The organism is Flavobacterium sp. TMP13 (assembly GCF_050847115.1).
Lineage (GTDB): Bacteria > Bacteroidota > Bacteroidia > Flavobacteriales > Flavobacteriaceae > Flavobacterium.
Window position 1 is genome coordinate 1,949,320 of record NZ_CP193656.1, and the last position, 25,192, is coordinate 1,974,511.

Genomic DNA, 25,192 nt, shown 5'->3' on the forward strand with positions numbered 1-25,192 from the left:
AGTTTTTTTTTAAATTCAATTCGTGGTTGTAGTGATTTTTATTCTATCGTATATTTTCGAGAATCAGTTTCGCTTAAAGAAAAGTAGCCCAAAGCAAAATTGTCAAAATTGGTTTTGTTGATCAAATTTCCTCTTACGGTAGCGGGTGGCGATTGAAATGGTCCACCAGAGCTTCCGCCAGCAACATTGATCAAAATAGACATGTATTCATAGTATTCTTTAGAAATTCCGATGTGTTTTAGCTCCACTTCGTCACCAATTTCTAAATCTCCATTGTTAGAAGAACTAAAAACTTCGTTGCCTTGATAAAATTTATCACTAGAAACAAAATAGTTCGAGATTACTTTATTGGAGTAAGTATACAAAAACAAGTAATAATTATCCGCTGCCGCAGGATCAGTATAAAATGCTTTTACTTCGACCTCGGTTCCTAAAATACCACCTTCATTGTCTTGTTCCAAACGCGTAATGGGTGCGACCGATTTTAGTTTTTCTGTGGCATTGTAGGTTTCTCCGTTCGTTATTATGGTGAGTGTGTACGTTTCGTCTAGTACTGGTATAAAATCAGTACAACTGTACTTTCCTGTAGTTTGCAATTCAATAAAATCAAAACGGACCTTACTACTATTGCTAATATAAACTGTTGCGCCAGAAACTACAGGAATGTCTTGATCATAAAATCCCGAAGTGGTAGTTAACTTGATAATTTGTTGATTTCCAAGAGTACCTTTGCTCCAATTAATCGCTGCTTCAACGACAAGTTTTGGTGGCGCTTTGTCCAATTCTAAATCAATTATATTTTCGCAACTAGAAACGAAGAAAGTAAGGAGGAGTGTTGCTAAAAGAGCTATGTTTTTCATGTTGTATTTTTTTCTAGGAGAACCTTATTTTTAGAATTTGAAATTGTAAGTCACAGCAGGAACGATTCCGAAAATTGAAAGTTTTACTGCCTCATTCGAACCTGTGTCTTCATTTTGTCCAAAACTAATGGAAGCGGCATTCATTCGGTTGTACACGTTATAAATACTAAAGACCCATTCGCCTTTCCAATTTCTATCTTTATTCTTGCTTGGTGTTAAAGTCGCCGACAAATCCAAGTGATGGAAAGTCGGTAAACGATTGTCATTTCGCAAGCCATAACTAGGAACGCTGATGCCTAAATACTCATATTTTCCATTAGGATAGGTAACAGGTTGTCCTGATTGTACGATGAAACTCGCTCCAAAATCCCACTTCTTGTTTAAATTATATGAGGTAGTTACTGCTAAATTATGTGTTTTATCATACGCAGACGTATACCATTTTCCATTATTAATCCCGGTCTCTTCTAACGTTCTTCCAGGCGTTTGCTGTTCTGATCTGGACAAGGTGTAGGAGATCCATCCATTCAGTTTTCCTTCGTTTTTCTTCAACATCAATTCTAGTCCATAGGAACGCATTCGGCCATTCAGAATTACTTGCTCAATGGCGTCATTGGCAATTAAGTTGGCCCCATCAATATAATCCAATCGGTTTTGAATCTTTTTATAAAAACTCTCGACTTCAATTGAGTAATCACCGTTTTTAATATTCTTAAAATAACCAACAGCCACTTGATCGGCAATTTGTGGTTTAATATAAGTATCACTTGGTGTCCAGATGTCTAATGGAGTAGGAGAGGACGTGTTAGAAACCAATTGTAAATACTGTATCATTCGGTTGTAGCTGGCTTTTACCGCTTGATCCTCATTGATTTGGTAGCCAATTGAAAATCGAGGTTCAAAATTATCAAAACTCTTAATGACTTTATTTGTATCAAAATATTTTGTACTTGTCGGTATTGCTTTTTGGTAAATCTGTAAATTCGGATTAAAAGTTACAGGATTATTGTCTTGGTAATAATTTACGGTTGACGAACCCAATCGGTAAAACAAGCTGTAGCGCAAACCATAAGCAAGCGATAGTTTTTTCGTCAATTTGCTTTCTGCTTCCAGGTATAAAGAAGGCTCAAAAGCATATTTTTTATCCAATTGATTCGAATTGATTCCAGAGCTTTCGTCTGTTGGTTTTATCGTCCCCGGATTAAAATCATAATAAATACCATTAACGCCATAATTCAGTTTAAATTTCTCTGAAATATAATGCTTGAAATCGTATTTGATGTTGTAATTCTTAATGCCTGAATCCCATTTGAAACCTACGAATTTCAGATCTAATCCATAGTAATAATCACTGTAAATGACGGATAGATTCGAAAATAATTTATCAGAAAACAAATGATTCCAACGTAAATTTAATGTTGAATTGCCATACGTATTAGTGAAACTTTTATTCAAACTAAACACGTCGCGACCAAAATAACCAGAAACATACAGGTTATTATTGTCGTTTAGTTTGTAGCTTATTTTCATATTTAAATCATAAAAATAAGCCGAATTATCTTTGTTTTCTTCGCTTAGCTTTAAAAACAAATGGGCATAAGAAGTTCTTCCGCCAATCAAGAAAGAACCTTTGTCTTTTACAATTGGGCCTTCAAGCAATAGGCGACTAGAAATTAAGCCAATTCCGCCAGTCATATGAAAATCCTTGCTGTTTCCATCCTTCTGATAAATATCTAAAACAGAAGAAGCTCTTCCGCCATAGCGTGCTGGAATTCCTCCTTTATATAATTTTAAATCTTTAATCGCATCGGGATTAAAAACCGAGAAAAATCCGAAAACATGAGACGAATTAAAAATGGTCGCTTCATCTAATAAAATTAAGTTTTGATCAGCTCCACCGCCGCGAACATTAAATCCAGAAGCACCTTCGCCCGCATTGGTCACGCCAGGCAATAGTAAAATAGATTTAATAACGTCTACTTCTCCCAACACCACAGGCATTTTTTTGATGGTCGAAATTGACATTTTATTCACGCTCATCTCTGGAGTTCGAGTATTGGCACGACCGCGATTGTCTGTAATTACTACTTCATTTAACTGTTCTCCTCCTTCTTTTAAGGAAAGATTAAGTTTGGTGCTTTTGGAGATCACAATATTTTGAACAATGGTTTGGTAGCCAATGTAACTAATTTCTAGATTTTGTTGGCCCGCAGGAACGGTGACAGAGTAGAACCCGTACTCATTCGTTGTGGTTCCGATTTTGAGGTCTGGAAAATAAATATTTACCCCAATTAAAGTTTCGTTGTTTTTGGAGTCACTAATAGTTCCGTTTAAAGTATATTTTTCTTGAGCGTAAGAAAATAAGCTACTTAGGAATAAAAGTAGGAGAAAAAATTTTTGTTTGAGGGCCATTGGTTATTTATTGCTTAGGAGCAAATATCTATAGAAATGGTCAGAAAATTTAACCAACAAGCGTTAATGTTTTCTAAAATGCATAAAAAAAGGCAACCCGTACGAGTTGCCTTTTTTTTAAGTAAGTAGTACAAATCGAAATTAAGCGATTTCGGAAATAATAGTATTAAAAGTCGCACTCGGACGCATTGCTTTAGTAAGCAATTCGGAATTAGGTTGGTAATAACCACCAATATTTTGAGGTTTACCTTGCGCTCCAATTAACTCTGCATTAATTTTATCTTCGTTTGCTAATAATTCTTTAGCTACAGGTGCAAATGTTGCTGCTAATTCTGCATCGTTAGTTTGTGCTGCCAAAGCTTCTGCCCAGTACAGTGCTAAATAAAAATGAGAACCTCTGTTGTCTATTTGTCCCACTTTACGAGCTGGTGACTTATCGTTAGCTAAAAATTTGTCATTCGCTTCATCTAATGTTTCTGCCAAAACAATTGCTTTGCTGTTGTCTTGTGTTTGACCTAAATGCTCCAAAGAAGCACCTAAAGCAAGAAACTCTCCAAGAGAATCCCAACGCAAATATCCTTCTTGTGTAAATTGCTCTACATGTTTTGGTGCAGATCCACCAGCGCCTGTTTCAAACAATCCTCCACCGTTCATCAAAGGAACGATCGATAGCATTTTTGCTGATGTACCTACTTCTAAAATAGGAAATAAATCAGTTAAGTAATCACGCAATACGTTTCCACTTACCGAAATGGTGTCTTCACCTTTAATGATTCGTTCCAAAGTAAATTCAGTTGCAGCAACCGGATTTAAAATTCGAATATCTAAACCAGTAGTATCGTAATCTTTTAGGTATGTATTTACCTTTTTGATTAATTCTTTATCGTGTGCTCTGTTTTCATCCAGCCAAAATACAGCAGGAGTGTCAGACAAACGCGCTCTATTTACCGCTAGTTTAACCCAGTCTTGAATAGGAGCGTCTTTTGCTTGACACATTCTAAAAATATCATTGGCTTCAACTGTTTGTTCCATTAAAACTTTTCCGTCTTTATCTACTACACGAACCACTCCGTCAGCATGTAATTGAAAAGTTTTATCATGAGAACCGTATTCTTCTGCTTTTTGTGCCATCAAACCTACGTTAGGAACACTTCCCATTGTAGTTGGATCAAAAGCACCGTGTTTTTTGCAGAAGTCGATAGTTGCCGTATAAATTCCAGCGTAAGCGCGGTCTGGAATCATAGCAATTGTATCTTGTTGGTTGCCTTCTTTATTGTACATCTGTCCAGAAGTACGGATCATAGCGGGCATAGAGGCATCCACAATTACATCAGAAGGAACGTGTAAGTTCGTAATTCCTTTGTCAGAATTTACCATTGCCAAAGCAGGTCCGTTTTCGATCGCTTGCGTTAGAGCAGCTTCTACTTCAGCTTGTTCAGGTTGGTCTTTTATTTTAGCATAAACGTCTCCTAAACCGTTGCGGGTATCGATGTTTAATTTTTTGAATAAATCAGTGTACTTAGCAAAAACGTCTTTGAAGAAAACTTCAACGATTGCTCCAAAAATGATTGGGTCAGAAACTTTCATCATTGTTGCTTTTAAGTGAACTGAAAGTAAAACGTTCTCTTTTTTTGCTTCAGCAATTGTTTTGGCAACAAACGTTTTTAGAGCAGCGATATTCATCACAGAACTGTCAATGATCTCACCTGCTTTTAGCGGAGTACTTTCTTTTAAGACAGTTGTTGATCCGTCTTTAGCCACGAATTCGATTTTCACATCATTTGATTCAGCAACTGTAAGTGATTTTTCACTTCCGTAAAAGTCACCTTCCGACATTGATGCAACGTGTGTTTTTGAATCTGCAGACCAAGCACCCATTTTATGTGGGTTCTTTTTTGCAAAGTTTTTAACGGCTCTTGGTGCTCTACGATCAGAGTTGCCTTCGCGTAAAACAGGATTAACAGCAGAGCCTAATACTTTTGAATATTTAGCTTTTATAGCTGTCTCAGCATCATTTTGCGGATCTTCTGGAAAATTCGGAATTGTATATCCATGAGATTGCAATTCTGAAATTGCAGCTTTCAACTGTGGTACCGAAGCCGAAACGTTGGGTAATTTTATAATATTTGCTTCTGCTTTCGTTGCTAATTGACCTAATTCTGCTAAAGCATCTACCACTTTTTGCTCGGTGGTTAAAACTTCAGGAAAAGTAGCCAAAATACGTGCTGCCAAAGAGATGTCTCGTGTTTCAATAGCGATTCCAGCTGTTGCAGTAAATTCTTGAACGATTGGTAAAAAAGAATAGGTCGCTAACAATGGCGCCTCATCTGTTAAGGTGTAAACAATTTTCGAATTCTTTGTCATTTTTTTTATTTTTATAATCGTACCGCTAAAGAGTAGCGATGTAAAACATATATTCGGCTCGAAAGGAGCTTCGCAAATATAAGAAAAACAGTCCGAAATCGGTGTAGTTTTTTGATTGAATTCTTAATTTATCAAATTGCTATTTTGAAGATCGTTAATTGTCAAATCGATTATTTTGGTATTAAAAAATTACGGTTTTGCCAGTTTTAAAATGTGGCACAAAAAAAAACTCGTTTCAAATGACATGAAACGAGTTTTTTTATAACAATTAGATAATAGATTATCTTCTTTTATCTCTAATCTTAGCTTTTTTACCAGTAAGTTCTCTAAAGTAGAAAATTCTAGCTCTACGAACTGCACCTTTTTTGTTGATTTCAACTTTTTGTAAAGCTGGTAAGTTCACTGGGAAGATACGCTCAACTCCAATTGCACCTGACATTTTACGAATAGTAAAAGTTTCTGTGTTACCAGAACCTCTTCTTTGAATAACAACTCCTTTAAAAAACTGAGTTCTTGTTTTTTCACCCTCTTTAATTTCGTAGTAAACTGTGATAGTATCACCAGCTCCGAAAACAGGGAAATCTTTTTTAGCAACTAATTCGGTTTGAACGAATTTCATTAAATCTGCCATAATATCTTATAATAATGGTTTTGCCTTAGAGCAACATACACGTACTTCGCCAGAGGTTAGTCTAAATTTGGGTGCAAATGTAATGAAAAATCTTAAAATAGCATTCATTTTATTTAAAAATTACTGCTTCTTTAGTTTGCTGTTTTTTAGGAAGTTAAATATGATACGGAAATAAAAAAAGAGCTTTTACTGCTAAAAGCTCTTTTGATTTATTGATCATCCTAAATTAAGGCTATAGTTTAGTCAATTTAAGCTTTTCTTTATCTTGTTGAATGCTCAGATCCGTTTTTGATTTGATATCGCTATACTTGTTCAGCCCCAAAGACGCTGATAAGTTTTTATCTCTTTGGTCAAAAAGATGCTCAATTTCTTTGTCTCTTTCGCTTTTAGACCGTTCTTTTTTGTCCATAGCTATTAAATTAGAAACTAACTCGTTGTTCGCTTTTTCGAAACTGCTTTTTTCTGTTTTACTTAATTCGATACCTTCTGTGTTATTAAGGCCTGATAATAATGATGTTTTATTTAGGTCTTGTGCAAATGAGGCAGAGGTTATTAAAAACGTAACTAATAGGCATACTTTAAAAATTAATTCTCTCATGATTTTATACTTTTTAAGGTTAGAATTGCGTGAGCAATTTTAATTATCTAGTATAAATATAAGAAATATTAATCCTCTAATAAGTCAGGTCTGCGGTTTTTTGTATGTTCGTATGCTTTATCTTCACGCCATTTTTCAATTTTTGCAAAGTGACCGCTCGTTAAAACCTCTGGAACTTTCCATCCTTTATAATCGGCTGGACGAGTGTATATCGGTCCTGAAAGCAAATTGTCTTGAAAACTATCGGTTAATGCCGAAGTTTCATCGCTCAAAACTCCTGGGATCAATCGAATTAAAGCGTCTGATAAAACCAAAGCGCCTAATTCTCCGCCTGAAAGTACATAATCGCCAATCGAAATTTCTTTAGTAATAAAGTGATCTCGAACTCTTTGATCTACTCCTTTGTAATGGCCACACAAAATAATAATGTTTTCGAGCATCGACATTTTGTTTGCCATTTTCTGATTCAAGGTTTCCCCATCTGGTGACATATAAATAATTTCGTCGTACTCTCGTTCACTTTTTAAATGCGTAATACAAGCATCAATAGGTTGAACCATCATGACCATTCCAGCACCACCACCAAATTGGTAGTCGTCGACACTTTTTTGTTTATTGGTTGTGTACTCCCGTAAGTTATGAAAATGAACTTCAACCAATCCTTTGTCGATGGCTCTTTTCATAATAGAAGCCTCAAATGGGCTACGCAATAATTCGGGTAAAAGGGTAATTATATCAATTCGCATTTTAAAAAATCTAGTCTGCAAAGTTACTATTATTAATTGGAGTAGTTATAACTGCAACTCAAACAAAAGTAGCTGTGGTTATTCGAGAATTCTACTGTAATTATGATTTACAAAAAATTGAGTGTTAATTGTTGCGAATTTCTTAAAGAATTATTTTAACAGTATCAATTTGTTGCATTATCCTTTTTTAAGGTATATTTATAATCAAATTTAAATTAGACTAAACTATGCAATTATCTTTTCGAGGAGTTCGAGAATGTACCGCCGTAATTTTGATGGTAACACTTTCTAATCAGAGCAGTTCTGCACAAAATAAGACAACGATGACTAATCCTTTGTTGCAAAGAAGTACGCTGCACTATCAAGCACCCGTTTTTAACTTAATAAAAAACGAGCATTTTAAACCAGCATTTGAGTTCGGTTTTAAAAAACATGATGAAGAAGTTGCTAAAATTGCTAACAATTCAGCAAAGCCAACATTTCAAAACACCGTATTGGCTTTAGAGTTAAGCGGAGTAGACTTAACGCGTGCCGCCACTGTTTTTTACAACATGACCGGTTCCAATACCAACGATGTTTTACAACAGTTAGATGAAGAGTATGCGCCAATTTTTGCAGCGCATAACGATAAAATTTATTTAAACAGCAAGTTGTACAAACGCTTTAAAGCGATCGATTTAAAAACGTTAAAGGGAGAAGATAAAAAATTAACCGAAGTTTATTTGGAGAAATTCGAGTTGGCTGGTGCTAGTTTATCAGAAGCGGATAAAGAGAAAATGAAAGTTATCAATGGTGAACTGGCGACTTTAAGTACTGTTTACGGAAATAAATTGTTAGTAGCTCGTAAAAATGGAGCAGTTGTATTTGACTCGCCAAAAGATTTAGACGGCTTAAGCCCTCAAGAAATTGAAGCTGCCAAAGCGCAAGCGACCGAAACAGGTCATCAAGGAAAATACATGATAGGTTTGCAAAATACCACACAACAACCGGTATTGCAAAATTTGACGAACAGAGCTTCTCGCGAAAAAATATTCAAAGCCTCTTGGTCACGTGCTGAGAAAAATGACGATGGAGATACGAGAGAGACATTAGAAAAAATGGTCCGTTTGCGTTTGCAAAAAGCGCAATTAATGGGTAAAAAGAGTTTTGCCGAATGGAAGATTCAAGATCAAATGGCAAAAACTCCCGAAGCTGCAATGAAACTTCTAGCAGAAATTGCCACTCCAGCTGTCGCCAAAGCAAAGGAAGAAGCAATCGAGATTCAAGCCATTATAGACGAACAAAAAGGAGGTTTTAAGTTGGAGCCTTGGGATTGGAATTTTTATGCCGAACAAGTGCGTAAAGCAAAATACGATCTAGACGAAAATGAAATTAAACCGTATTTTGAAATCAAAACAGTTTTAGAAAAAGGCGTGTTTTTTGCTGCAAAGCAAATGTACGGGATCACGTTTAAAGAGCGTAAAGATCTTCCAGTATATCATCCAGATGTAGTGGTTTATGAGGTTTTTGACAACGACGGAAAGTCGATAGCAATTTACTATCTGGACTTTTACACTCGCGACAATAAAAATGGTGGTGCTTGGATGAGTAATTTCGTGGATCAATCGCATTATTTAAAACAAAAACCAGTAATTGTAAACGTTTATAACTTTGCAAAACCCGTGGGAGAAAACCCTTCTTTAATTAGTTTTGACGATGTTACAACTATGTTTCATGAGTTCGGACATACCTTGCACGGCCTTTTTGCCAACCAAAACTATGTTACTCTTTCAGGAACTAACGTAGCAAGAGATTTTGTCGAATTTCCATCGCAAATCAACGAGCATGCTGCTTTAGATCCAACTGTTCTTAAAAACTACGCAGTACATTACCAAACTAAAAAGGTAATTCCACAGGAGCTTATCGATAAAATTAAAAAGTCAGAAACGTTTAATTCGGGGTACAACGTAACCGAGTTGTTGGCAGCGTCAACCTTAGATATGGCGTGGCATAGCGTAACTAACGAAGCTGATTTTAAGCCCACTTTAGTATTTGAAGATGAAGCGCTAAAAAAATACGGTTTATTAGTGAAGGAAGTGCCAACACGCTACCATAGCCCTTATTTTGCTCACATTTTCAGTGGAGGATATTCAGCAGGATATTACGCGTACACTTGGTCAAAAACGTTAGATTACAACGCCTATGACTGGATTAGAGCCAATGGCGGAATGACTCGTGAAAACGGAGAACGTTTTAGAAAGTACATTTTATCGGTAGGAAACAGTGTCGATTTAAACCAAGCGTTTCAAGACTTCGTAGGTCACGAAATGCAAGTAAAACCATATTTAGACAACGAAGGTTTTTAGAAACAACAATAAATTATAATTTTAAAAAATGACATTCGAGCAATCGAGTGTCATTTTTTTTTAGAAGCTATTTCCGGCACTCCATTTCAAGTCCTCGCGCCCCAAAGTATTTTGCTAAAGTTGTAATAAGAGCTTCCGTTGGTCGCTTTTTTACAACAAGCAAAATTATTTCTTGGCGCTGTGGGCTTTTTATTTCGATCCGGGCTACAATAAGAGTGGAACTTAAATTTCGGGTAATGAAAAGGTGAATTTTCAATCAAACATTCTTTCCTTAAAATAATTATTAGACAAGACTAATAATTATTTTTTGCTTATAAGTAAAATAGTTTTAATTTAGCCAAAATTTAAATTTAATAAATTACTTATTTGATGAAAACTTACTTTTATCGCCTATTCGGACTTTGCTCTTTACTCGTTCTTAATTCTTGTGTTGAGCTTGAACCGTCTGCGCCCGAAGAATATCAGTTACTTGATGGCCCAATAGAAGGCTTGACATTTGCCGAAGCACGAAGACACTTGGCAGGAGATGTTGCTTTTAATGACAGAATTTTTACCGAAGCTACTGGTTTAGGACCACTATTTGTGGCCACGAGCTGTGGTTCCTGTCACGCCGGCGACGGAAAAGGACATCCATTTACTACTTTAACCAGATTCGGCATCAATGATAGTTTAGGATCAAACGAATTTGACCACGGACCACAACTTCAAAATAGAGCTTTGCCCGGTTATAAGCCAGAAGTAATTCCGGCAGGTGCACCGTTTTCCAGATTTACACCGCCCATTACTACTGGACTCGGTTACTTAGAACTCGTAAGTGAAGCTGATATTTTAGCGATGGAAGCAGCGAATCTTAACAATCCAAATGGTGTGCGCGGACATCCCAACTGGGCTGCTATTCCGTCATATGTAACGCCAAGAAAAGGAAGTGCTAAAAAAGGGGACAGGTACATCAGTCGTTTTGGAAAAAAAGGCGCTGCTTACGATTTATTTCACCAAACGGTTTTTGCCTACAATCAAGATATGGGAATTACCTCAAGTTTTGATCCAAGCGATGTGTACACTTTACAAGATTTAGATCCCGAAATTTCAAATAATGAGATTCATGATGTTGTCTTTTATTTACAAACGCTCAAAGCACCAATTCAAAGAGATCAAAATGCGCCCGATGTAGTCGCAGGTAAAAAAACATTTGCTTCGATAGGTTGTGTAGATTGTCATAAACCTGCTTTAAAAACTGGCTATTCGCCAATAGGTGCACTTTCATTCAAAGAATTTTATCCGTACACTGATTTATTGGTGCATGATATGGGTGAAGCACTCAACGATGGTTACACCGAAGGATCTGCATTGCCAGGCGAGTGGAGAACACCGCCATTATGGGGATTGGGCTTGGCTCCTGATTCGCAAGGTGGACAATTTTATCTGATGCACGACGGAAGAGCAAAAAGTATTGAAGAAGCAATTTTATTGCACGGAGGAGAAGGTACAAGTTCAAAAAACAAATACGAAAATCTAACGGCAGAAGAAAAAAGAAAATTAATCACTTTTCTTAAAAGTTTATAAATGGACAGACGAAATTTTATAACAAAAAGCTGCATGAGCTGCTTTGGAGCAGGTTTAGCTTTTACTTTTTTACAAAGTTGCAGCACAAGTTCACAATTATTGCAAGGATCAATTTCAGGATCAGACCTAGTAATTGATGCTGCCGAATTTGTCAATAAAGGGACCGAGAACAAATTTAAGAAATATGTAATTGTTGCTCATGAACAACTCAAATTTCCAATATGCGTGTATCGCATAAACGAAAATACGTATAGTGCACTTTTGATGGAATGCACGCACCAAGGTGCAGAACTACAGGTTTTTGGCGATAAAATGCAATGCCCTGCGCACGGTAGCGAATTCGACAACCATGGTGATGCGACAAGCGGGCCAGCAACCGACCCTTTGCGATCGTTTCCTGTAACGATCAATAATAACCAACTAAAAATTTCACTTAAATGAGAACCAAATTACTCTCACTATTAATTGTCCTGATCAGTTTTCAATATTCAAATGCACAAATAGACAGCAGTTTATTAAGACAAGTGCCTGCAGACACCTCAAGAACGTCCATGAATATGGATGCCATTTATACGCGACCTTCCTTTCAGTCCAATAGATTGCCTATCGCACTTGGCGGATATGTAGAAGCAAATTACCAACACTTAGGGACAGATGGCGTTACCGAAGGAAGTCAATTTCAGTTTAGACGACTGTCTTTGTTTATTTCTTCCACAATATCCAATCGAATCAAATTTTTGTCTGAAATCGAATTTGAACCTGGCGAAAGTTCAATCGAGGTCGAATTTGCCGCCATCGATATAGAATTACATCCTTTAATTAACCTTCGAGGCGGGATGATTGTGAACCCAATTGGTGCCTTCAATCAAAATCACGATGGTCCTAAATGGGAATTTACAGACCGACCAATTTTTGCCGAGCAAATGTTACCCGATACTTGGAGTAATGCTGGTTTTGGAGTCTATGGAAAATACTATCAAAAAGATTGGTCTTTTGGTTACGAGTTTTATTTGACCAGTGGTTTTGATGATTCAATCATAGCAAATGAATTGAACCGAACGTCACTTCCTTCTGCCAAAGAAAACAAAGAGCGTTTTGAGGAAAGTGCGAGTGGAAAACCATTAGTAACAGCAAAGCTAGCCTTGAAGAATTCAAAAATAGGTGAAATTGGAATATCTTATATGGGTCATACTTATAATAATTTTGAAGACGACGGACTTATTTTAGATGATAAAAGAAAGGTAAAAGTAGCTGCTGTCGATTTCAATACGACGCTAAAGTGGACGGATACATTTATAACTGGAGAATTTGCTTGGGTATTTGTTGATGTTCCAGAAACGTACAGCCAGCAGTTTGGAAACAAGCAAAGAGGTGGATTTGTAGACGTGGTGCAACCTGTTCTGAAACAAAATATTTTAGGCTGGAAAGATGCAGTATTAAACGTAGGTTGCCGATTGGAATATGTTGATTTCAATTGGGGGAAATTTAGAGAAACTGGCGGCAATATTGGCGACGATCTTTGGAATATTATGCCCGCAGTAAGTTTTAGACCCAATTCTCAAACTGTTTTGAGACTGAATTATAAAATATTAAAACAGCGCGATATCTTAGGCAATCCACCAGAAAATACGGGCGGATTTATATTAGGACTTTCATCTTATTTTTAATAGCAGAACGCTAATTTTTTTTATACTATTCCGAAAGAGACATTGTGAAATTATTTTCACGATGTCTCTTTTATCAATTTAATATTCTCAACATTCGACTCATTTAGTGCAAAGAAGCCATGAAAAAAATCGAAGAAATAAGTACTTCTACGACCCACATTTTATCTCCAGCGGAACAGGAATATCTAAGGCAGATCTATCTTTTTGATGATGGAAAGCATCATAATATAACAACAAAAATTTTGGCAGCAGTGCTCAACAACAGAGCTTCGTCTGTGACTGCTATGATTAAAAAATTATCAATTAAACAAATGGTAGTCTACGACAAGCATTTCGGCTGCCGCTTGTCTGAGAACGGATTGAAAGAAGCGCTTCAAATTATTAGAAGAAATCGATTGTGGGAATTGTTCCTGTATGAAAAATTAGCCCTGGATTGGGAGCAAGTGAATGAAATGGCCAGCAAGTTACAAAGTTTAACGTCAACGCAATTGATCGAAAAATTAGCTGTTTTTTTAGGAAACCCAACGTATGATCTGCAAGGTGAAGTAATACCAGATCTTTTAGGAGAATTACCAGCCACCAGTTGTTTAGAGATTTATGATTTAAAAGTCGGACAAAAGGCAACTGTGTTTGGTTATCGAGAAACATCTAACTCCTTTCTTGAATATATAGGAAAACTAAATTTACAAATAGGTGCGCAAATTACGATTCTCTGCATTGTCACTTACAACAGTTCAATCGAGATCAAAATCGAGAATAATCAGACTTATATATTATCCAAAGAAATTGCTCAAAAAATATTTGTACATGTAGATCCCAATTAAATATTTTATACTCTATTTACTTAAGTATTATTTAAAATAGTAGCAACGATAGGTCTAAACGTACGGCTTTACGTTGTATGACTAAAGATTTTTTTTAAGATAAAATTTAAAAGGAAGATTCTCAAAACCAAATAGATTTTTAAGCGCATAAAAAAACCTTCTTGATTGCTCAAGAAGGTTTCGTCGGGGTGGCAGGATTCGAACCTGCGGCCTCCTGCTCCCAAAGCAGGCGCGATAACCGGGCTACGCTACACCCCGTAATCGGGTGCAAATATAAAACTAATTTTTAGTTTACCAAAGCTTATTTTGAAATAGAGACTAATTATTTTAAAATAGGTAAAAGTGATGTTTATATATGACGAATTTTTATTAAAAAAACTACATTTGTAAATCAAAAATTGAAATACCATTTACTATGTCAGATACAATCGAAAAAATTAAATGTTTAATTATTGGTTCTGGTCCAGCGGGATATACTGCGGCAATATATGCGGCTAGAGCAAATATGAATCCAGTTTTATACCAAGGAATGCAACCAGGTGGTCAATTGACAACTACAAACGAAGTTGAAAACTGGCCAGGTAATCCAATAGGAATCACCGGTCCAGAAATGATGGTGCAGTTGCAAGAGCAAGCACAACGTTTTGGTACTGATGTGCGTGATGGTTGGGCTACTAAAGTTGATTTCTCTGGAGACATACATAAAGTATGGATTAACGATGCGATCGAATTGCACTGCGAAACAGTAATTATCTCTACAGGAGCTACCGCTAAATATTTAGGATTGGCTTCAGAACAACATTATTTACAAATGGGTGGTGGCGTTTCTGCTTGTGCCGTTTGTGATGGTTTTTTCTATAGAAATCAAGAAGTTGTTATTGTAGGAGCAGGAGATTCTGCTTGTGAAGAAGCACATTACTTATCAAAATTGTGCAAGAAAGTAACTATGTTAGTGCGTAGCGAAAAATTTAGAGCTTCTAAAATCATGGAAGAGCGCGTACGCAAAACAGACAACATCGAAATTTTATTGAATCACGATACGCTAGAAGTATTAGGAGACGAACAAGTAGTAGAAGGTGTTAGAGTATTGAATAAAAACAACGGCGAAACGTACGATATTCCTGCAACTGGTTTCTTCGTAGCAATTGGTCATAAACCAAATACCGATATTTTTAAAGATTATTTAAATCTTGACGAAACAGGATATATAATTAATACGCCAGGAACTTCTAAAACAAATATTGAAGGTGTTTTTGTAGGAGGTGATGCCGCAGATCATGTATACCGTCAAGCCATTACTGCCGCGGGAACGGGTTGCATGGCCGCTCTGGATGCAGAGCGTTATTTGGCTGCAAAAGAATAAGTTTATCAAAATTAAGCATAAAAAAACCAACTTTTTCAGTTGGTTTTTTTTATGGATAGAAGTGAATGATGTTCAGCCTATTTTGATTTCTTAAAAAGTTTAGCCTCATTTTCAAAACGAGTTATTTCTACTTTTGCCTTTCCGAAAAGAAAAATTTCAGCTTCGTCAGCTGCAGAAATTTTAATAGTTTCTTCGGCAAAAATTAAGCAGCTGGTATAATTTTCAGCAGATAAGTTAACATTTTTAATAGTTAATTTATTTCCCGTAAAAACCGAGTTGTTATCTAGCCGAATAGTTCCGTTTGTTACCTCACCTTCAATTGCAGCAGTCGCTTTTTGGTATAAATCACACTTAAAGTCTGTGGAGGAAACCAAAGCTTTGACGTCTGCATTTTTGCTTAACTGAATACTACCTTGTTCACTTTTTAAATTCAGTTCTGTTTTTGTCTTATCATCTGCAATTAGTGCGAATTTTTTCGAATTTACATTCAAATATAATTTAGCATAATCGGTCGCTTGTATCGTAATATCCTCTAAGGATAGTTCTTGGATGGCAAAGACCGAAGCGTCATGTTTTGCTGTCACCGAAATTAAATCTTTAGTGTAGGTTATGCGAACGACTAATTTTTTAAAAATTCGAGCATCTTTTGCGGTATAAATACGAAGGTGTTTGTCACGCAGTTCTAAACTAATAATCTCATGCAAATTATCATCTGCTTCAATTTTTATTTCATTCTTAGTTCCTTTTTCTAAATAAATCTCGATGTTGTCTTCTACAGCAACACTCGTAAATTCACCTATTTCTCTTTGTTCTACCGTAACGGTTTTAGAACCTTTTAAACGTTCTTTTCGTTGACCAAAAGTAAGCGTTGTAACTAAAAGTAAAAGCAGTAATGCGGTATATTTTTTCATTAAATTTAGGCTTATGGTTTGGGCAAATATAGAAAAATCATCCACTTTTGATGAATGATTTTGATCTATTTTAACAATTGATTGTTTTATTTTTGAGTAATAGAACCACCAGAGTTAGATTTTTTTTCCATGGTTTTCGGAATTTTATTGTAACTAATTCCTGCTCCACTGCTGGCTTCAGCCTTTAACGAAGCTATAGGATGCACACTTATCGAGGCACCGCTACTGGCGTCGGCATTTACATCATTTGCTTCTAGGTTTTGCGCATTAATTACTGAGCCACTGGAGGCATCTGCTTCTACTTCCAATGCCATTCCTTCGACATTAATAGTACTTCCGCTACTAGTGCTTACGGAAACTTTGTCCGATTCAACGCTGATATTCATTTCAGATGCGCTCGAAGCGTCTAGTTTCAGATGTGTACTTTTTAAGATCGTGGTGCTTCGAACAGTAGCAGCGCTCGAAGATTCAATTTCGTGAATCACCGGCATTTTTACTGTCACTTTTTTAGTAATGCTATTTCTAAATGAATTAAAATCGCATTCTATAACTAAGGTTCCATTTTCAATTTTAGTTGTTATTTTATCAATTAGATTATCATCTGCTTCAACAACTATAGACGAAGAATCACTTTGTTCGATTACCAAATCAATAGCGTTTTGCACTTCTATCTTTGTGAATTTTTCGGTAACAGTGCGGTTTTGAGTAGTTACGTTTCCGCTTCCTTCAATCGAGTTTGAATTCCCTCCAAAATTACACGAAGCAAAAAGCAATGCAGTAATTGTAACAAGAATTAATTTGGTTATGTAAATGATTAGCTTGATCATGATTAGTTAATTTTAATTATCATTCCGTTTTTGTCTTTGGATAAATTGCCAGATGATTTGCTGAATTTTACCACTTCTTTGCCGTTGATCTGCACCGAAACTTTATTAACGGTATCGGTATCAATATCAAAATCTTCAGTGTTGTCTACATCATTGTATTCATTTTCTTCTTTCGGACAGTTTAAACATTTTATTTTGTGGTTGAACACTTTATAGATGTAATTGTCACCGCTGTAATGCAAGTTAAAAAACTCATCATCCGAACGATCGTAATCCTGTATCGAGGCGTCTGGTTTTAATAGTTGCCCTTCAGGCACATATAAGTATACATTAACTTCTTGATCTCTAAATTTGTTCTTAACATCGGTAACAAAGTAGTTGTCTAAAATAATTTGATTGCCTACAACCTTTGTTTTATACATAATTTTTTGTGCTCTTTCGCGGGCATCAGCAAACGATTTGCCACGAGCATTTTTCTCTACTTGTAAATACGGTGCTTTTGCATCGGTGTACAAAACATGAAAATGAACGTCGTTCGAGTAAATTAAAGCAGTACCTGCAGAATCCTGAACAAATTCAAAGTCGGTATTGTGACTGATGTCTTTACTGTAATAATCGTTGTATTTAAATTTGACAAATAAAGTGTCAGTTGGCAATACATTCAGTACTTCTTTTTTGGCCGACTTATTTTCAAATGAAACTTCGGTTGATTGTTTAATGCCAATGCTAATTAGCAAAGCGACAGCAATAATCCAAACGGCAAGTAGAGTATATTTAACAATGTTACCGATTGTTTTTGAGTTAGGAGAAATTAATTTAAATCCTAATATGGTCAAGAAGAAAAACGGAATTCCAACTGCAAAAAGCATTAGTAGTCCAAAAGACCAAATTGGATAGTCTGTAAAGTTTCCAGCTTCGACAAAACGTTGCCACGGAAATTCAACAAAAATATTAGTACCCAAGGTAAATACACCTACAAATAATGAGATTAATGTAGAGATACCAGTTATCACTAATAAAATACCTAATAATTTTGCAAATATTTTAAAGATTCTAATGATAACATCTCCTAAACTAGTACCAAATCTTTCGGCTCCGTACTTTACCTGATCGCCCATTTTATCGTAATCAGCATTTTTAAATTTCGCAGATAAATTGTCAATCTCTTCTCTAACTTTTCGCTCAATATTAGAAATAGTAACAGGTTCGCCGTCCATTTCTAATTTTTCAGAAGTAGTAATAGCAGCTGGAGTAACTGCCCATAAAACGATGTAAGCAATAATTCCTGTGCCAAAACCTGCAAATACAAAGATCAAAAACATAACCTTTAACCAAACGGCGTCAATGCCAAAATAATGACCTAATCCAGTTGCTACACCACCAATCATTCCTTTCTCGGTGTCACGGTATAATTTTTTACCTTTTGTTTTACTGTAATTATTTTGCTGATTAGGCTCATAATCATCCTCAATAATATAGTCTTCTGGTTGTCCCATTACGGCAATGACCGCATCTACATCAGGTAGTCCTACAACGTGTTTTTCTGTTTGTTGTTTTTCAGACAATAGCTCCGACACACGCATTTCAATGTCTTTGATGATTTCATCTTGCCCCGAAGAGTTGTTCAACGAACGTTTAATTGCATCAAAATAACGCGTTAATTTCAAGTACGCATCTTCATCGATATGAAAAAACATGCCTCCTAAGTTTATATTTACTGTTTTGTTCATGACTATTATTTTTGGTTGGTTATAAGGTTTACAGCATCAGACAGTTCGGTCCAAGTGCTATTTAATTCAGTTAAAAAAATTTGTCCAGTTTCGGTTAGTGCGTAATATTTTCTTGGAGGCCCAGAACTTGATTCCTCCCAACGGTAGCTCAGTAAGCCATCGTTTTTCAGGCGAGTCAAAAGTGGGTAAACAGTGCCCTCTACGACCAATAATTTTGCGTTTTTCAAAGAGTCTAATATTTCAGAGGTGTATGCGTCTTTTTCTTTTAGAACCGATAAGATGCAGAACTCAAGAACACCTTTGCGCATCTGTGCTTTTGTGTTTTCAATATTCATAATTTCATTGTGTTTTTTTTAGATGGAACAATTCGTTTTTTGATTGATGATTGATGATATATGGATTGGTATGCTGATTGATTTTTTAAATTTTCATTGCCATTGATTTTATGATAATCAGTTTTAGTAGCTATTCCCGCTATCTGCTGTATCTTTTTCGCCTTAAAGAAAGGCAAAAAAGGATGCCGCTTTTATCGGGGCTAGGGCACTGTTTATTTTAAGAAATTGATAGTCATTGGATACTTGTACCATTCTCCATTTGACGCTTTGATCGAAGCATAGATGACCAAATAGAATTCGACTATTTTTAACAAGCAAAATAAAAAAAGAGCCAAAACTCCGATGCTTAATAATCCAATATTATCAGAAAAATTGAAATTATTAAAATTGTTAAAAATAAAAGCTTCATCCTCAATTACAGCGCTAATAGGCAGATTTCTAAAAATTAAGGTAAAGAAAATCGGAATTGCAACGAGTGCTAAAACTAAAGAATATAGCAATAAACTCAATTGAAAATTCAAGGTTTGCTTGCCGTGATGATTTACAAACTCAGATTTTTCCTTGTTTGTAGTCCAGATAATTATTGGAAAGATGTAATTGCCAAACGGAATAAAGTATTGACTTAGAGTGCTTAAGTGCGTAAAAGTTGCTGTGTTTTTAAAATTTGATGTTTCCATGATTTGATTGATGATTGATTAAAATGATTGACCTAGTAATTTCTTATGCAAATATATAGCTAAAGGACAGTATCTTGTTTTGCATAGTACCTAAAATTAACAAAAAATTAACAATCAAAAATAATATGCTTGCATAGTATTTTTGATTATCTTAGCGCAAATTCCAACAAATAGAGTAGTTCAGCAACAGTAATTTTCTATTTGAATAGCCAAAAATAAATTTTAAAATTATGAAGCTTAGCGTATCCAAACTCAATCAATTTGTTTTTTTAAAATTACCATCTGCATTTATCTGTGGTGTTCGTGTCAAATCAATTAGCGAAGAAAAATGTGTAGTATCGGTAAAGCACCGCTGGATCAATCAAAACCCGTTCAACTCGATGTACTTTGCGGTTCAAGCTATGGCCGCCGAGTTGTCTACAGGTGCAATGGTTATTGCTCAAATTCAGCAGAGCGGAAAGAAAATTTCGATGTTGGTTGCGAATAACAAAAGCAATTTTTCTAAAAAAGCTACCGGCCGTATTAACTTTGTGTGCAATGATGGAGCCTTAATCACAAAAGCAATCGAAGATACTATTGCTACTGGTCTAGGACAGACCTTTTGGATGAAATCTATAGGAACTAATGAACGAGGCGTACAAGTTTCTGAAATGGAATTTGAGTGGAGTGTAAGAGTGAAATAAACTACAATAGCGTACCAAATAAAAAATGCCTCGATTGTTTCGAGACATTTTTTATAAATAGAGGTTTATCTTAAATTTTTGCTAGACGAAGAGTCTTTTAAGCGTATCATTTACTTGTTCAAAATCGTCTTGATTGTCTGCGATAATCATTAAAAGATCATTCTCCTTAATTTCGGTAGAGCCGCCTGGACGAATGTAAACGCCATCTCGTTTTACCATTACAATAAAAGCAGAATGAGGAAAATTGAGATCTACAATTCGTTTGTTGATCGCATAGAAGTTAGGCAAAATAACAAATTCTTGCATGGCCGATTTTGGAAGGTCTAAGATAAATTTGTCATTTTCTGATATCGGTTTTTCTTTTTCGGGTAGTGCCACATTCAGCCATTTGGCCACGATAGATAAGGTAGTTCCTTGAATAATAATAGACGTAACCGAAATAAAAAATACAATATTAAAAATCATGTTCGCTTTGTCAATTCCCGCTAAGAGAGGATAAGTAGCAAAAACGATCGGAACGGCGCCGCGCAAACCCACCCACGAAATGTAAAATCGACGTCGCAGTTCCATCTTAAAAAACATCAAACTTATAAAAACGCTTAAAGGTCGGGCGACAATAATAAGAAATACAGAAATAAGAAGTCCGATGCCCATATATGGGAAAACTTGCGAAGGAAAAACAAGTAAACCTAACGTTAGAAACAGTACAATTTGCATGAGCCACGCCAAACCATCGTACATTTTGAGAATCGTTTTTTTGTGTATCAGTTCTTGATTACCTAAGTAAACTGCACAAATATAAATAGCTAAGAAGCCGTTTCCTCCTATAAAATCGGTAGCAGAAAAAGTGATAAACATTAATGCAATAACCAATACGGGATACAATCCTTCGAAGTCAAGTTTTATTTTGTTAATTATTAATTTACTAATCTTACCAAAAGCAAAGCCCAAAATACCACCCAAAATCATCTGTTGTAAAAATAGCGGAATAATAGATAAAATGCTTTTGTCTTGATGCACGACTAATGTTAAAAAAGCAATAGTTAAAACGTATGCCATGGGGTCATTACTCCCGCTTTCGAGTTCTAAAGTAGGTCTCAAGTTGTTTTTTAAAGCAAGACTTTTAGATCGTAAAATAGAAAATACCGCCGCCGCATCTGTAGATGAGACGATCGAACCCAATAACATACTCTCGTGAATAGTAAAGTCGGTTACAAACCAAACAAAAGTGCCAAGTGAAAGAGCTGTTAGCAGAACCCCTAAAGTGGACAGCACCATTCCCTCTCTAATAATTGGCTTTACAGAAGTAAAACTGGTGTCAAGACCACCTGAGAACAAAATAAAATTTAAGGAAACGATGCCTATAAATTGCGCAATTTTAGGATCGTCAAAATAGATACCTGCAATTCCATCAGCTCCTGCTAACATGCCGATACCTAAAAATAGTAGTAATGTTGGTACACCAAATTTGTATGACGTCTTACCTACAATAACGCTCACAAACAATAGTAGTGAACCAACTAATAATATGTTTTCAATTGTTAAATTCATTATTTTTTTAAGTCAACGTGGGCCAATTTAAACTTCAAAAAGCATCAATTAACTACATAATAATGTAGGATTCTGAAAATTAAAGTAAATTTTTAATTTCCAGAATCCTTTAAATTCTTGAATTTTTTAGAAGTGTAACTAACTCACAATTAAGTAATAACTCTTAGACGGATACTTTTTTCTTTGCGCTTTTATTCAAAATTATGTAGCCTAAAACTCCACCAATTATTGAAGCAGAGAAAATTCCGATTTTAGCTTGAATAATATGTACTTCGTCTTGCAAGGCGAGCGAAGTAACAAACAGAGACATCGTAAAACCAATGGACGCTAATAAACCAAGTCCAAGTAAATTTCTTAAATTCATTCCGTTTGGAAAAGGAGCTACTTTTAGTTTAATAAGTAATAACGTAAATCCAACTACACCGATAACTTTTCCAACAATAAGACCTAAAGCTACACCTAAAGCGACATTGGTGTTGAATAATTCTTGAAAGTCGACATCTATAGATACACCTGCGTTAGCTAAAGCAAAAATAGGAACGATGAAAAATGTGATCATTGGGTGCATCGCGTGCTCTAGTTGTTGCAACGGCGGGATGGCTTGGTTGGTATCTGTTTTTATTTTTTCGAGTACATGTAATTGCTGTGACGTTAAAGTCGGAATTTGCTCGACTGGATCAATAGATTTAAATTTATGGAGGTATTTCTCTATTTTTTTAACATAAGCGTTTTCTTTAATAATAACATCAGCAGGAATGGTAAATGCAGCCAAAACAGCAGCTATTGTGGCGTGAACTCCTGACAATAAGAATGAAATCCAAACCCCTATAATTCCGAAAACAGCGTAAAATATAATATTTCGAACACCCAATCGATTCCCCATGTACATGATCGATAAAAATGCAGCGCCTAACATTAGACTCTCTACAGATATATTTGACGTATAAAAGAAGGCAATAACCAAAACAGCTCCTAAATCGTCCACGATAGCTAATGCAGTTAAGAATACTTTTAAATTCAACGGAATTTTATCTCCAAGTAAATACAAAACGCCCAAAGCAAAAGCGATGTCCGTAGCCATTGGAATTCCCCAACCGTTACTAACTGGTCCAGCAGGATTAAGAAAGTGATAGATCAAGGCAGGTACTACCATTCCTCCCAAAGCAGCACCAATAGGTAACATTGCTTTTCGCGGATTTGATAATTCGCCGCCCACAATTTCACGTTTCAATTCGAGACCGACTACAAAAAAGAAAATAGCCATGAGCCCATCATTAATCCAATGGTGAATACTATAATTTAAATACGATTTTCCATCAAATTCTAAACCAAATTTATGTTCAAAAAAACCAAAATAGTCATCTGACCAAGCTGAATTGGCCAAAAACATAGCAATAATTACACTTATTCCAAGTACGATTCCGCCTGCTTTTTCTTGTTGTATAAATTTTTGAATGGGTTGATATACTTTATCAATAGGGTATTTTTTTTCGTCTGTCATTGAATTGTTTGTTTCGTTCAAAGTTACATTTTAAAAATAACTACTAAAGTTAATTTTTGTATTGATTTATAGTCTATTGTTCCTTTACCTATTAGTATTAACAGCGAAAATGTGTTTTTAGTAAAAATAAATCATTAAAAATAAAACTTTATACTTTAGGTAAAAAGTCGGTTCTGGAGTTTCATTTTAGTTTTTAGGTTCTATCTTCTTAAAAGTGAAATCCAAATTGAAATTATTCTCGTATATCTTGTGCGAGGTCTTGATTTGCAGTTTATCGCTGACTAGACTACCCAAGCGTTTTTTTAATGGGTAAAAGTGTTTGGTGATAAAAAATTTTATAAAGTTAAGCGGTAATTATATAAATTTTAAGTCGTTAAGTGCTTTAATTTTGAGTAAATTTTAAATTTCACTTCTGTTCTTAATTTGTTAGTAGTAGATTATCAAGGCGTTATGATTTCAAATTAGTACTATTACAGCAAGCGAGTACATGCTTAAATAGATCGATACTTGACTTAATTTATTTTGATTTTTTTTAAAAGAGGAAACAAAATGAGCAGTGAAATTAAAAATTTGAATTAGGTCTTAATTTTAGTAAAACAAATCAAATGACGATACAACCAAACTCAGTCACGCCATTAAAAGCAGAACAAATGCAAGAATGCAACCACCAATTTCTATACGATGTAGCTTACGGGCTTAGTAGTAGCCCAAAACGCTTACAGTCTAAATATTTTTACGATAAAAAAGGTGACCGTCTTTTTCAGCAAATTATGGCATTGCCAGAATATTACCTGACGCGTTGCGAGACAGAGATCTTCGAACATAAAACCGCTCAGATTGCAGAGGCAATAAAAGTAGATAACAGCGCTTTCGATCTAGTCGAGTTGGGAGCAGGTGATGCGACTAAATCACTTTTTCTCTTGAAATATCTATCGGAACAAAAAGAAAAATTTTCTTACATGCCCATTGATATCTCAGGAAATATTTTAGAAATTTTAAACGACAAACTGCATGCTAATTTACCCGAATTAGAAGTTATTTGTTTAGAAGGAGAATATTTTGAGATGCTAAATAAAGTGGCCAAACTATCGTCTCGTAGAAAAGTAGTGCTTTTTTTAGGAAGCAATATTGGTAACATGGAATTTAATGAGGCAGAGGTCTTTTGTGCAGAACTGCGTAAAAAATTAAATAAAGGAGATGTCGTTTTGGTTGGTTTCGATTTAAAAAAACATCCACAAACGATTCTAGATGCCTATAATGATGCCAGTAAGACTACCGCATTATTCAATCTTAATTTATTAGAACGCATAAATAATGAACTGGATGCAAACTTTAATTTGCAGCAATTTGAGCATTATCAAAATTACGATCCTTTAACTGGAGCTTGTAAAAGTTATTTAATTAGTCTAGCAGATCAAAAAGTGAGTCTTGCAGACACAGAGATAAAATTTGATAAAAATGAGACGATTTACATGGAAATTTCCCAAAAGTTTTCTGTTTCAGATATCGAAAATTTAGCTATAAATTCAGGATTTATGCCAATTGATACGATTATGGACGATAAAAAATGGTTTGCAGATGCCTTTTGGTTAGCGACTTAAAAT

At 35.4% G+C, this 25,192-nt stretch carries 21 protein-coding genes and 1 tRNA gene; 8 read left to right on the plus strand and 14 right to left on the minus strand.

Annotation, left to right across the window (positions count from 1 at the left end; translation table 11 throughout):
• Positions 1-38: 38 nt before the first annotated feature.
• The 6 genes from ACRASX_RS08545 to trmD all read right to left on the minus strand — a co-directional run bounded on the left by ACRASX_RS08545 (position 39) and on the right by trmD (position 7,611).
• Positions 39-860: a DUF4249 family protein gene (locus tag ACRASX_RS08545; RefSeq protein ID WP_066307575.1), complete on the minus strand. Its 822-nt coding sequence runs from the start codon at positions 858-860 to the stop codon at positions 39-41.
• A 30-nt stretch (positions 861-890) separates the two neighbouring features.
• The gene (locus ACRASX_RS08550; RefSeq protein ID WP_432220888.1) at positions 891-3,272 is read right to left on the minus strand and encodes a TonB-dependent receptor; all 2,382 of its coding nucleotides are present in this window, start codon (positions 3,270-3,272) and stop codon (positions 891-893) included.
• A gap of 141 nt (positions 3,273-3,413) precedes the next feature.
• On the minus strand, positions 3,414-5,636 hold the full coding sequence (locus tag ACRASX_RS08555) for an NADP-dependent isocitrate dehydrogenase (RefSeq protein WP_432220889.1): 2,223 nt from the start codon (positions 5,634-5,636) through the stop codon (positions 3,414-3,416).
• 280 nt (positions 5,637-5,916) lie between these two features.
• Entirely contained in the window at positions 5,917-6,267 is a 351-nt protein-coding gene (gene rplS, locus ACRASX_RS08560) for a 50S ribosomal protein L19 (RefSeq protein ID WP_066307570.1), read from the minus strand.
• Between the two features lie 232 nt (positions 6,268-6,499).
• Positions 6,500-6,865 carry a hypothetical protein gene (locus ACRASX_RS08565; RefSeq protein WP_432220890.1) on the minus strand — a complete coding sequence of 122 codons (366 nt, stop codon included), beginning with the start codon at positions 6,863-6,865 and terminating at the stop codon, positions 6,500-6,502.
• 68 nt (positions 6,866-6,933) lie between these two features.
• Positions 6,934-7,611 carry a tRNA (guanosine(37)-N1)-methyltransferase TrmD gene (gene trmD / locus ACRASX_RS08570; RefSeq protein ID WP_066307566.1) on the minus strand — a complete coding sequence of 226 codons (678 nt, stop codon included), beginning with the start codon at positions 7,609-7,611 and terminating at the stop codon, positions 6,934-6,936.
• A 275-nt stretch (positions 7,612-7,886) separates the two neighbouring features.
• Between trmD and ACRASX_RS08575 the strand changes: the two genes are divergently transcribed.
• The 5 genes from ACRASX_RS08575 (at position 7,887) to ACRASX_RS08595 (ending at position 14,010) form a co-directional block, all read left to right on the plus strand.
• Complete coding sequence (locus tag ACRASX_RS08575) at positions 7,887-9,956, plus strand: M3 family metallopeptidase (protein ID WP_432223080.1); 2,070 nt, start codon at positions 7,887-7,889, stop codon at positions 9,954-9,956.
• 369 nt (positions 9,957-10,325) lie between these two features.
• Positions 10,326-11,519, plus strand: coding sequence for a di-heme oxidoredictase family protein (locus ACRASX_RS08580; protein ID WP_432220891.1), 1,194 nt, complete (start codon positions 10,326-10,328; stop codon positions 11,517-11,519).
• Complete coding sequence (locus ACRASX_RS08585; protein WP_432220892.1) at positions 11,520-11,960, plus strand: ubiquinol-cytochrome c reductase iron-sulfur subunit; 441 nt, start codon at positions 11,520-11,522, stop codon at positions 11,958-11,960.
• Entirely contained in the window at positions 11,957-13,186 is a 1,230-nt protein-coding gene (locus tag ACRASX_RS08590; RefSeq protein WP_432220893.1) for a hypothetical protein, read from the plus strand. The genes ACRASX_RS08585 and ACRASX_RS08590 overlap by 4 nt, the downstream gene beginning before the upstream one ends.
• 119 nt (positions 13,187-13,305) lie before the next feature.
• The gene (locus ACRASX_RS08595) at positions 13,306-14,010 is read left to right on the plus strand and encodes a metal-dependent transcriptional regulator (RefSeq protein WP_432220894.1); all 705 of its coding nucleotides are present in this window, start codon (positions 13,306-13,308) and stop codon (positions 14,008-14,010) included.
• 183 nt (positions 14,011-14,193) lie between these two features.
• Here the strand turns inward: ACRASX_RS08595 and ACRASX_RS08600 are convergent.
• A tRNA-Pro gene (locus ACRASX_RS08600) sits at positions 14,194-14,268 on the minus strand.
• 157 nt (positions 14,269-14,425) lie between these two features.
• On the opposite strand from ACRASX_RS08600, the gene trxB reads away from it, so the two are divergent.
• Positions 14,426-15,373: a thioredoxin-disulfide reductase gene (trxB, locus tag ACRASX_RS08605; protein ID WP_432220895.1), complete on the plus strand. Its 948-nt coding sequence runs from the start codon at positions 14,426-14,428 to the stop codon at positions 15,371-15,373.
• 77 nt (positions 15,374-15,450) lie between these two features.
• Here trxB and ACRASX_RS08610 read toward each other — a convergent pair whose 3' ends face one another.
• From ACRASX_RS08610 to ACRASX_RS08630, 5 genes are all read right to left on the minus strand, one after another.
• Positions 15,451-16,284 carry a GIN domain-containing protein gene (locus tag ACRASX_RS08610; protein WP_432220896.1) on the minus strand — a complete coding sequence of 278 codons (834 nt, stop codon included), beginning with the start codon at positions 16,282-16,284 and terminating at the stop codon, positions 15,451-15,453.
• Positions 16,285-16,370: 86 nt separating this feature from the next.
• Positions 16,371-17,111: a head GIN domain-containing protein gene (locus tag ACRASX_RS08615; protein ID WP_432220897.1), complete on the minus strand. Its 741-nt coding sequence runs from the start codon at positions 17,109-17,111 to the stop codon at positions 16,371-16,373.
• Between the two features lie 2 nt (positions 17,112-17,113).
• Positions 17,114-18,841 (minus strand): PspC domain-containing protein, encoded by a 1,728-nt coding sequence (locus tag ACRASX_RS08620; RefSeq protein ID WP_432220898.1) that lies wholly within the window; start codon positions 18,839-18,841, stop codon positions 17,114-17,116.
• Positions 18,842-18,846: 5 nt separating this feature from the next.
• A complete protein-coding gene (locus ACRASX_RS08625; RefSeq protein ID WP_066307551.1) occupies positions 18,847-19,176 on the minus strand; it encodes a PadR family transcriptional regulator in 330 nt (109 codons plus the stop codon).
• A gap of 212 nt (positions 19,177-19,388) precedes the next feature.
• Complete coding sequence (locus ACRASX_RS08630) at positions 19,389-19,853, minus strand: DUF4870 domain-containing protein (protein WP_066307550.1); 465 nt, start codon at positions 19,851-19,853, stop codon at positions 19,389-19,391.
• A 230-nt stretch (positions 19,854-20,083) separates the two neighbouring features.
• Here ACRASX_RS08630 and ACRASX_RS08635 point away from each other — a divergent pair, with 230 nt between their 5' ends.
• A complete protein-coding gene (locus ACRASX_RS08635) occupies positions 20,084-20,536 on the plus strand; it encodes a DUF4442 domain-containing protein (protein WP_432220899.1) in 453 nt (150 codons plus the stop codon).
• An 81-nt stretch (positions 20,537-20,617) separates the two neighbouring features.
• Here ACRASX_RS08635 and ACRASX_RS08640 read toward each other — a convergent pair whose 3' ends face one another.
• A complete protein-coding gene (locus tag ACRASX_RS08640; RefSeq protein WP_432220900.1) occupies positions 20,618-22,087 on the minus strand; it encodes a potassium/proton antiporter in 1,470 nt (489 codons plus the stop codon).
• Between the two features lie 163 nt (positions 22,088-22,250).
• A complete protein-coding gene (nhaA, locus tag ACRASX_RS08645) occupies positions 22,251-23,588 on the minus strand; it encodes a Na+/H+ antiporter NhaA (RefSeq protein WP_066307544.1) in 1,338 nt (445 codons plus the stop codon).
• Positions 23,589-24,193: 605 nt separating this feature from the next.
• Between nhaA and egtD the strand changes: the two genes are divergently transcribed.
• On the plus strand, positions 24,194-25,189 hold the full coding sequence (gene egtD, locus ACRASX_RS08650) for an L-histidine N(alpha)-methyltransferase (protein WP_432220901.1): 996 nt from the start codon (positions 24,194-24,196) through the stop codon (positions 25,187-25,189).
• Positions 25,190-25,192: the final 3 nt, after the last annotated feature.

Bases quoted from the DNA above. Each gene is read 5' to 3' on its own strand.
- ACRASX_RS08545 (WP_066307575.1), bottom strand. From the start codon at position 860: ATGAAAAACATAGCTCTTTTAGCAACACTCCTCCTTACTTTCTTCGTT.
- ACRASX_RS08550 (WP_432220888.1), bottom strand. From the start codon at position 3,272: ATGGCCCTCAAACAAAAATTTTTTCTCCTACTTTTATTCCTAAGTAGC.
- ACRASX_RS08555 (WP_432220889.1), bottom strand. From the start codon at position 5,636: ATGACAAAGAATTCGAAAATTGTTTACACCTTAACAGATGAGGCGCCA.
- rplS (WP_066307570.1), bottom strand. From the start codon at position 6,267: ATGGCAGATTTAATGAAATTCGTTCAAACCGAATTAGTTGCTAAAAAA.
- ACRASX_RS08565 (WP_432220890.1), bottom strand. From the start codon at position 6,865: ATGAGAGAATTAATTTTTAAAGTATGCCTATTAGTTACGTTTTTAATA.
- trmD (WP_066307566.1), bottom strand. From the start codon at position 7,611: ATGCGAATTGATATAATTACCCTTTTACCCGAATTATTGCGTAGCCCA.
- ACRASX_RS08575 (WP_432223080.1), top strand. From the start codon at position 7,887: ATGGTAACACTTTCTAATCAGAGCAGTTCTGCACAAAATAAGACAACG.
- ACRASX_RS08580 (WP_432220891.1), top strand. From the start codon at position 10,326: ATGAAAACTTACTTTTATCGCCTATTCGGACTTTGCTCTTTACTCGTT.
- ACRASX_RS08585 (WP_432220892.1), top strand. From the start codon at position 11,520: ATGGACAGACGAAATTTTATAACAAAAAGCTGCATGAGCTGCTTTGGA.
- ACRASX_RS08590 (WP_432220893.1), top strand. From the start codon at position 11,957: ATGAGAACCAAATTACTCTCACTATTAATTGTCCTGATCAGTTTTCAA.
- ACRASX_RS08595 (WP_432220894.1), top strand. From the start codon at position 13,306: ATGAAAAAAATCGAAGAAATAAGTACTTCTACGACCCACATTTTATCT.
- trxB (WP_432220895.1), top strand. From the start codon at position 14,426: ATGTCAGATACAATCGAAAAAATTAAATGTTTAATTATTGGTTCTGGT.
- ACRASX_RS08610 (WP_432220896.1), bottom strand. From the start codon at position 16,284: ATGAAAAAATATACCGCATTACTGCTTTTACTTTTAGTTACAACGCTT.
- ACRASX_RS08615 (WP_432220897.1), bottom strand. From the start codon at position 17,111: ATGATCAAGCTAATCATTTACATAACCAAATTAATTCTTGTTACAATT.
- ACRASX_RS08620 (WP_432220898.1), bottom strand. From the start codon at position 18,841: ATGAACAAAACAGTAAATATAAACTTAGGAGGCATGTTTTTTCATATC.
- ACRASX_RS08625 (WP_066307551.1), bottom strand. From the start codon at position 19,176: ATGAATATTGAAAACACAAAAGCACAGATGCGCAAAGGTGTTCTTGAG.
- ACRASX_RS08630 (WP_066307550.1), bottom strand. From the start codon at position 19,853: ATGGAAACATCAAATTTTAAAAACACAGCAACTTTTACGCACTTAAGC.
- ACRASX_RS08635 (WP_432220899.1), top strand. From the start codon at position 20,084: ATGAAGCTTAGCGTATCCAAACTCAATCAATTTGTTTTTTTAAAATTA.
- ACRASX_RS08640 (WP_432220900.1), bottom strand. From the start codon at position 22,087: ATGAATTTAACAATTGAAAACATATTATTAGTTGGTTCACTACTATTG.
- nhaA (WP_066307544.1), bottom strand. From the start codon at position 23,588: ATGACAGACGAAAAAAAATACCCTATTGATAAAGTATATCAACCCATT.
- egtD (WP_432220901.1), top strand. From the start codon at position 24,194: ATGACGATACAACCAAACTCAGTCACGCCATTAAAAGCAGAACAAATG.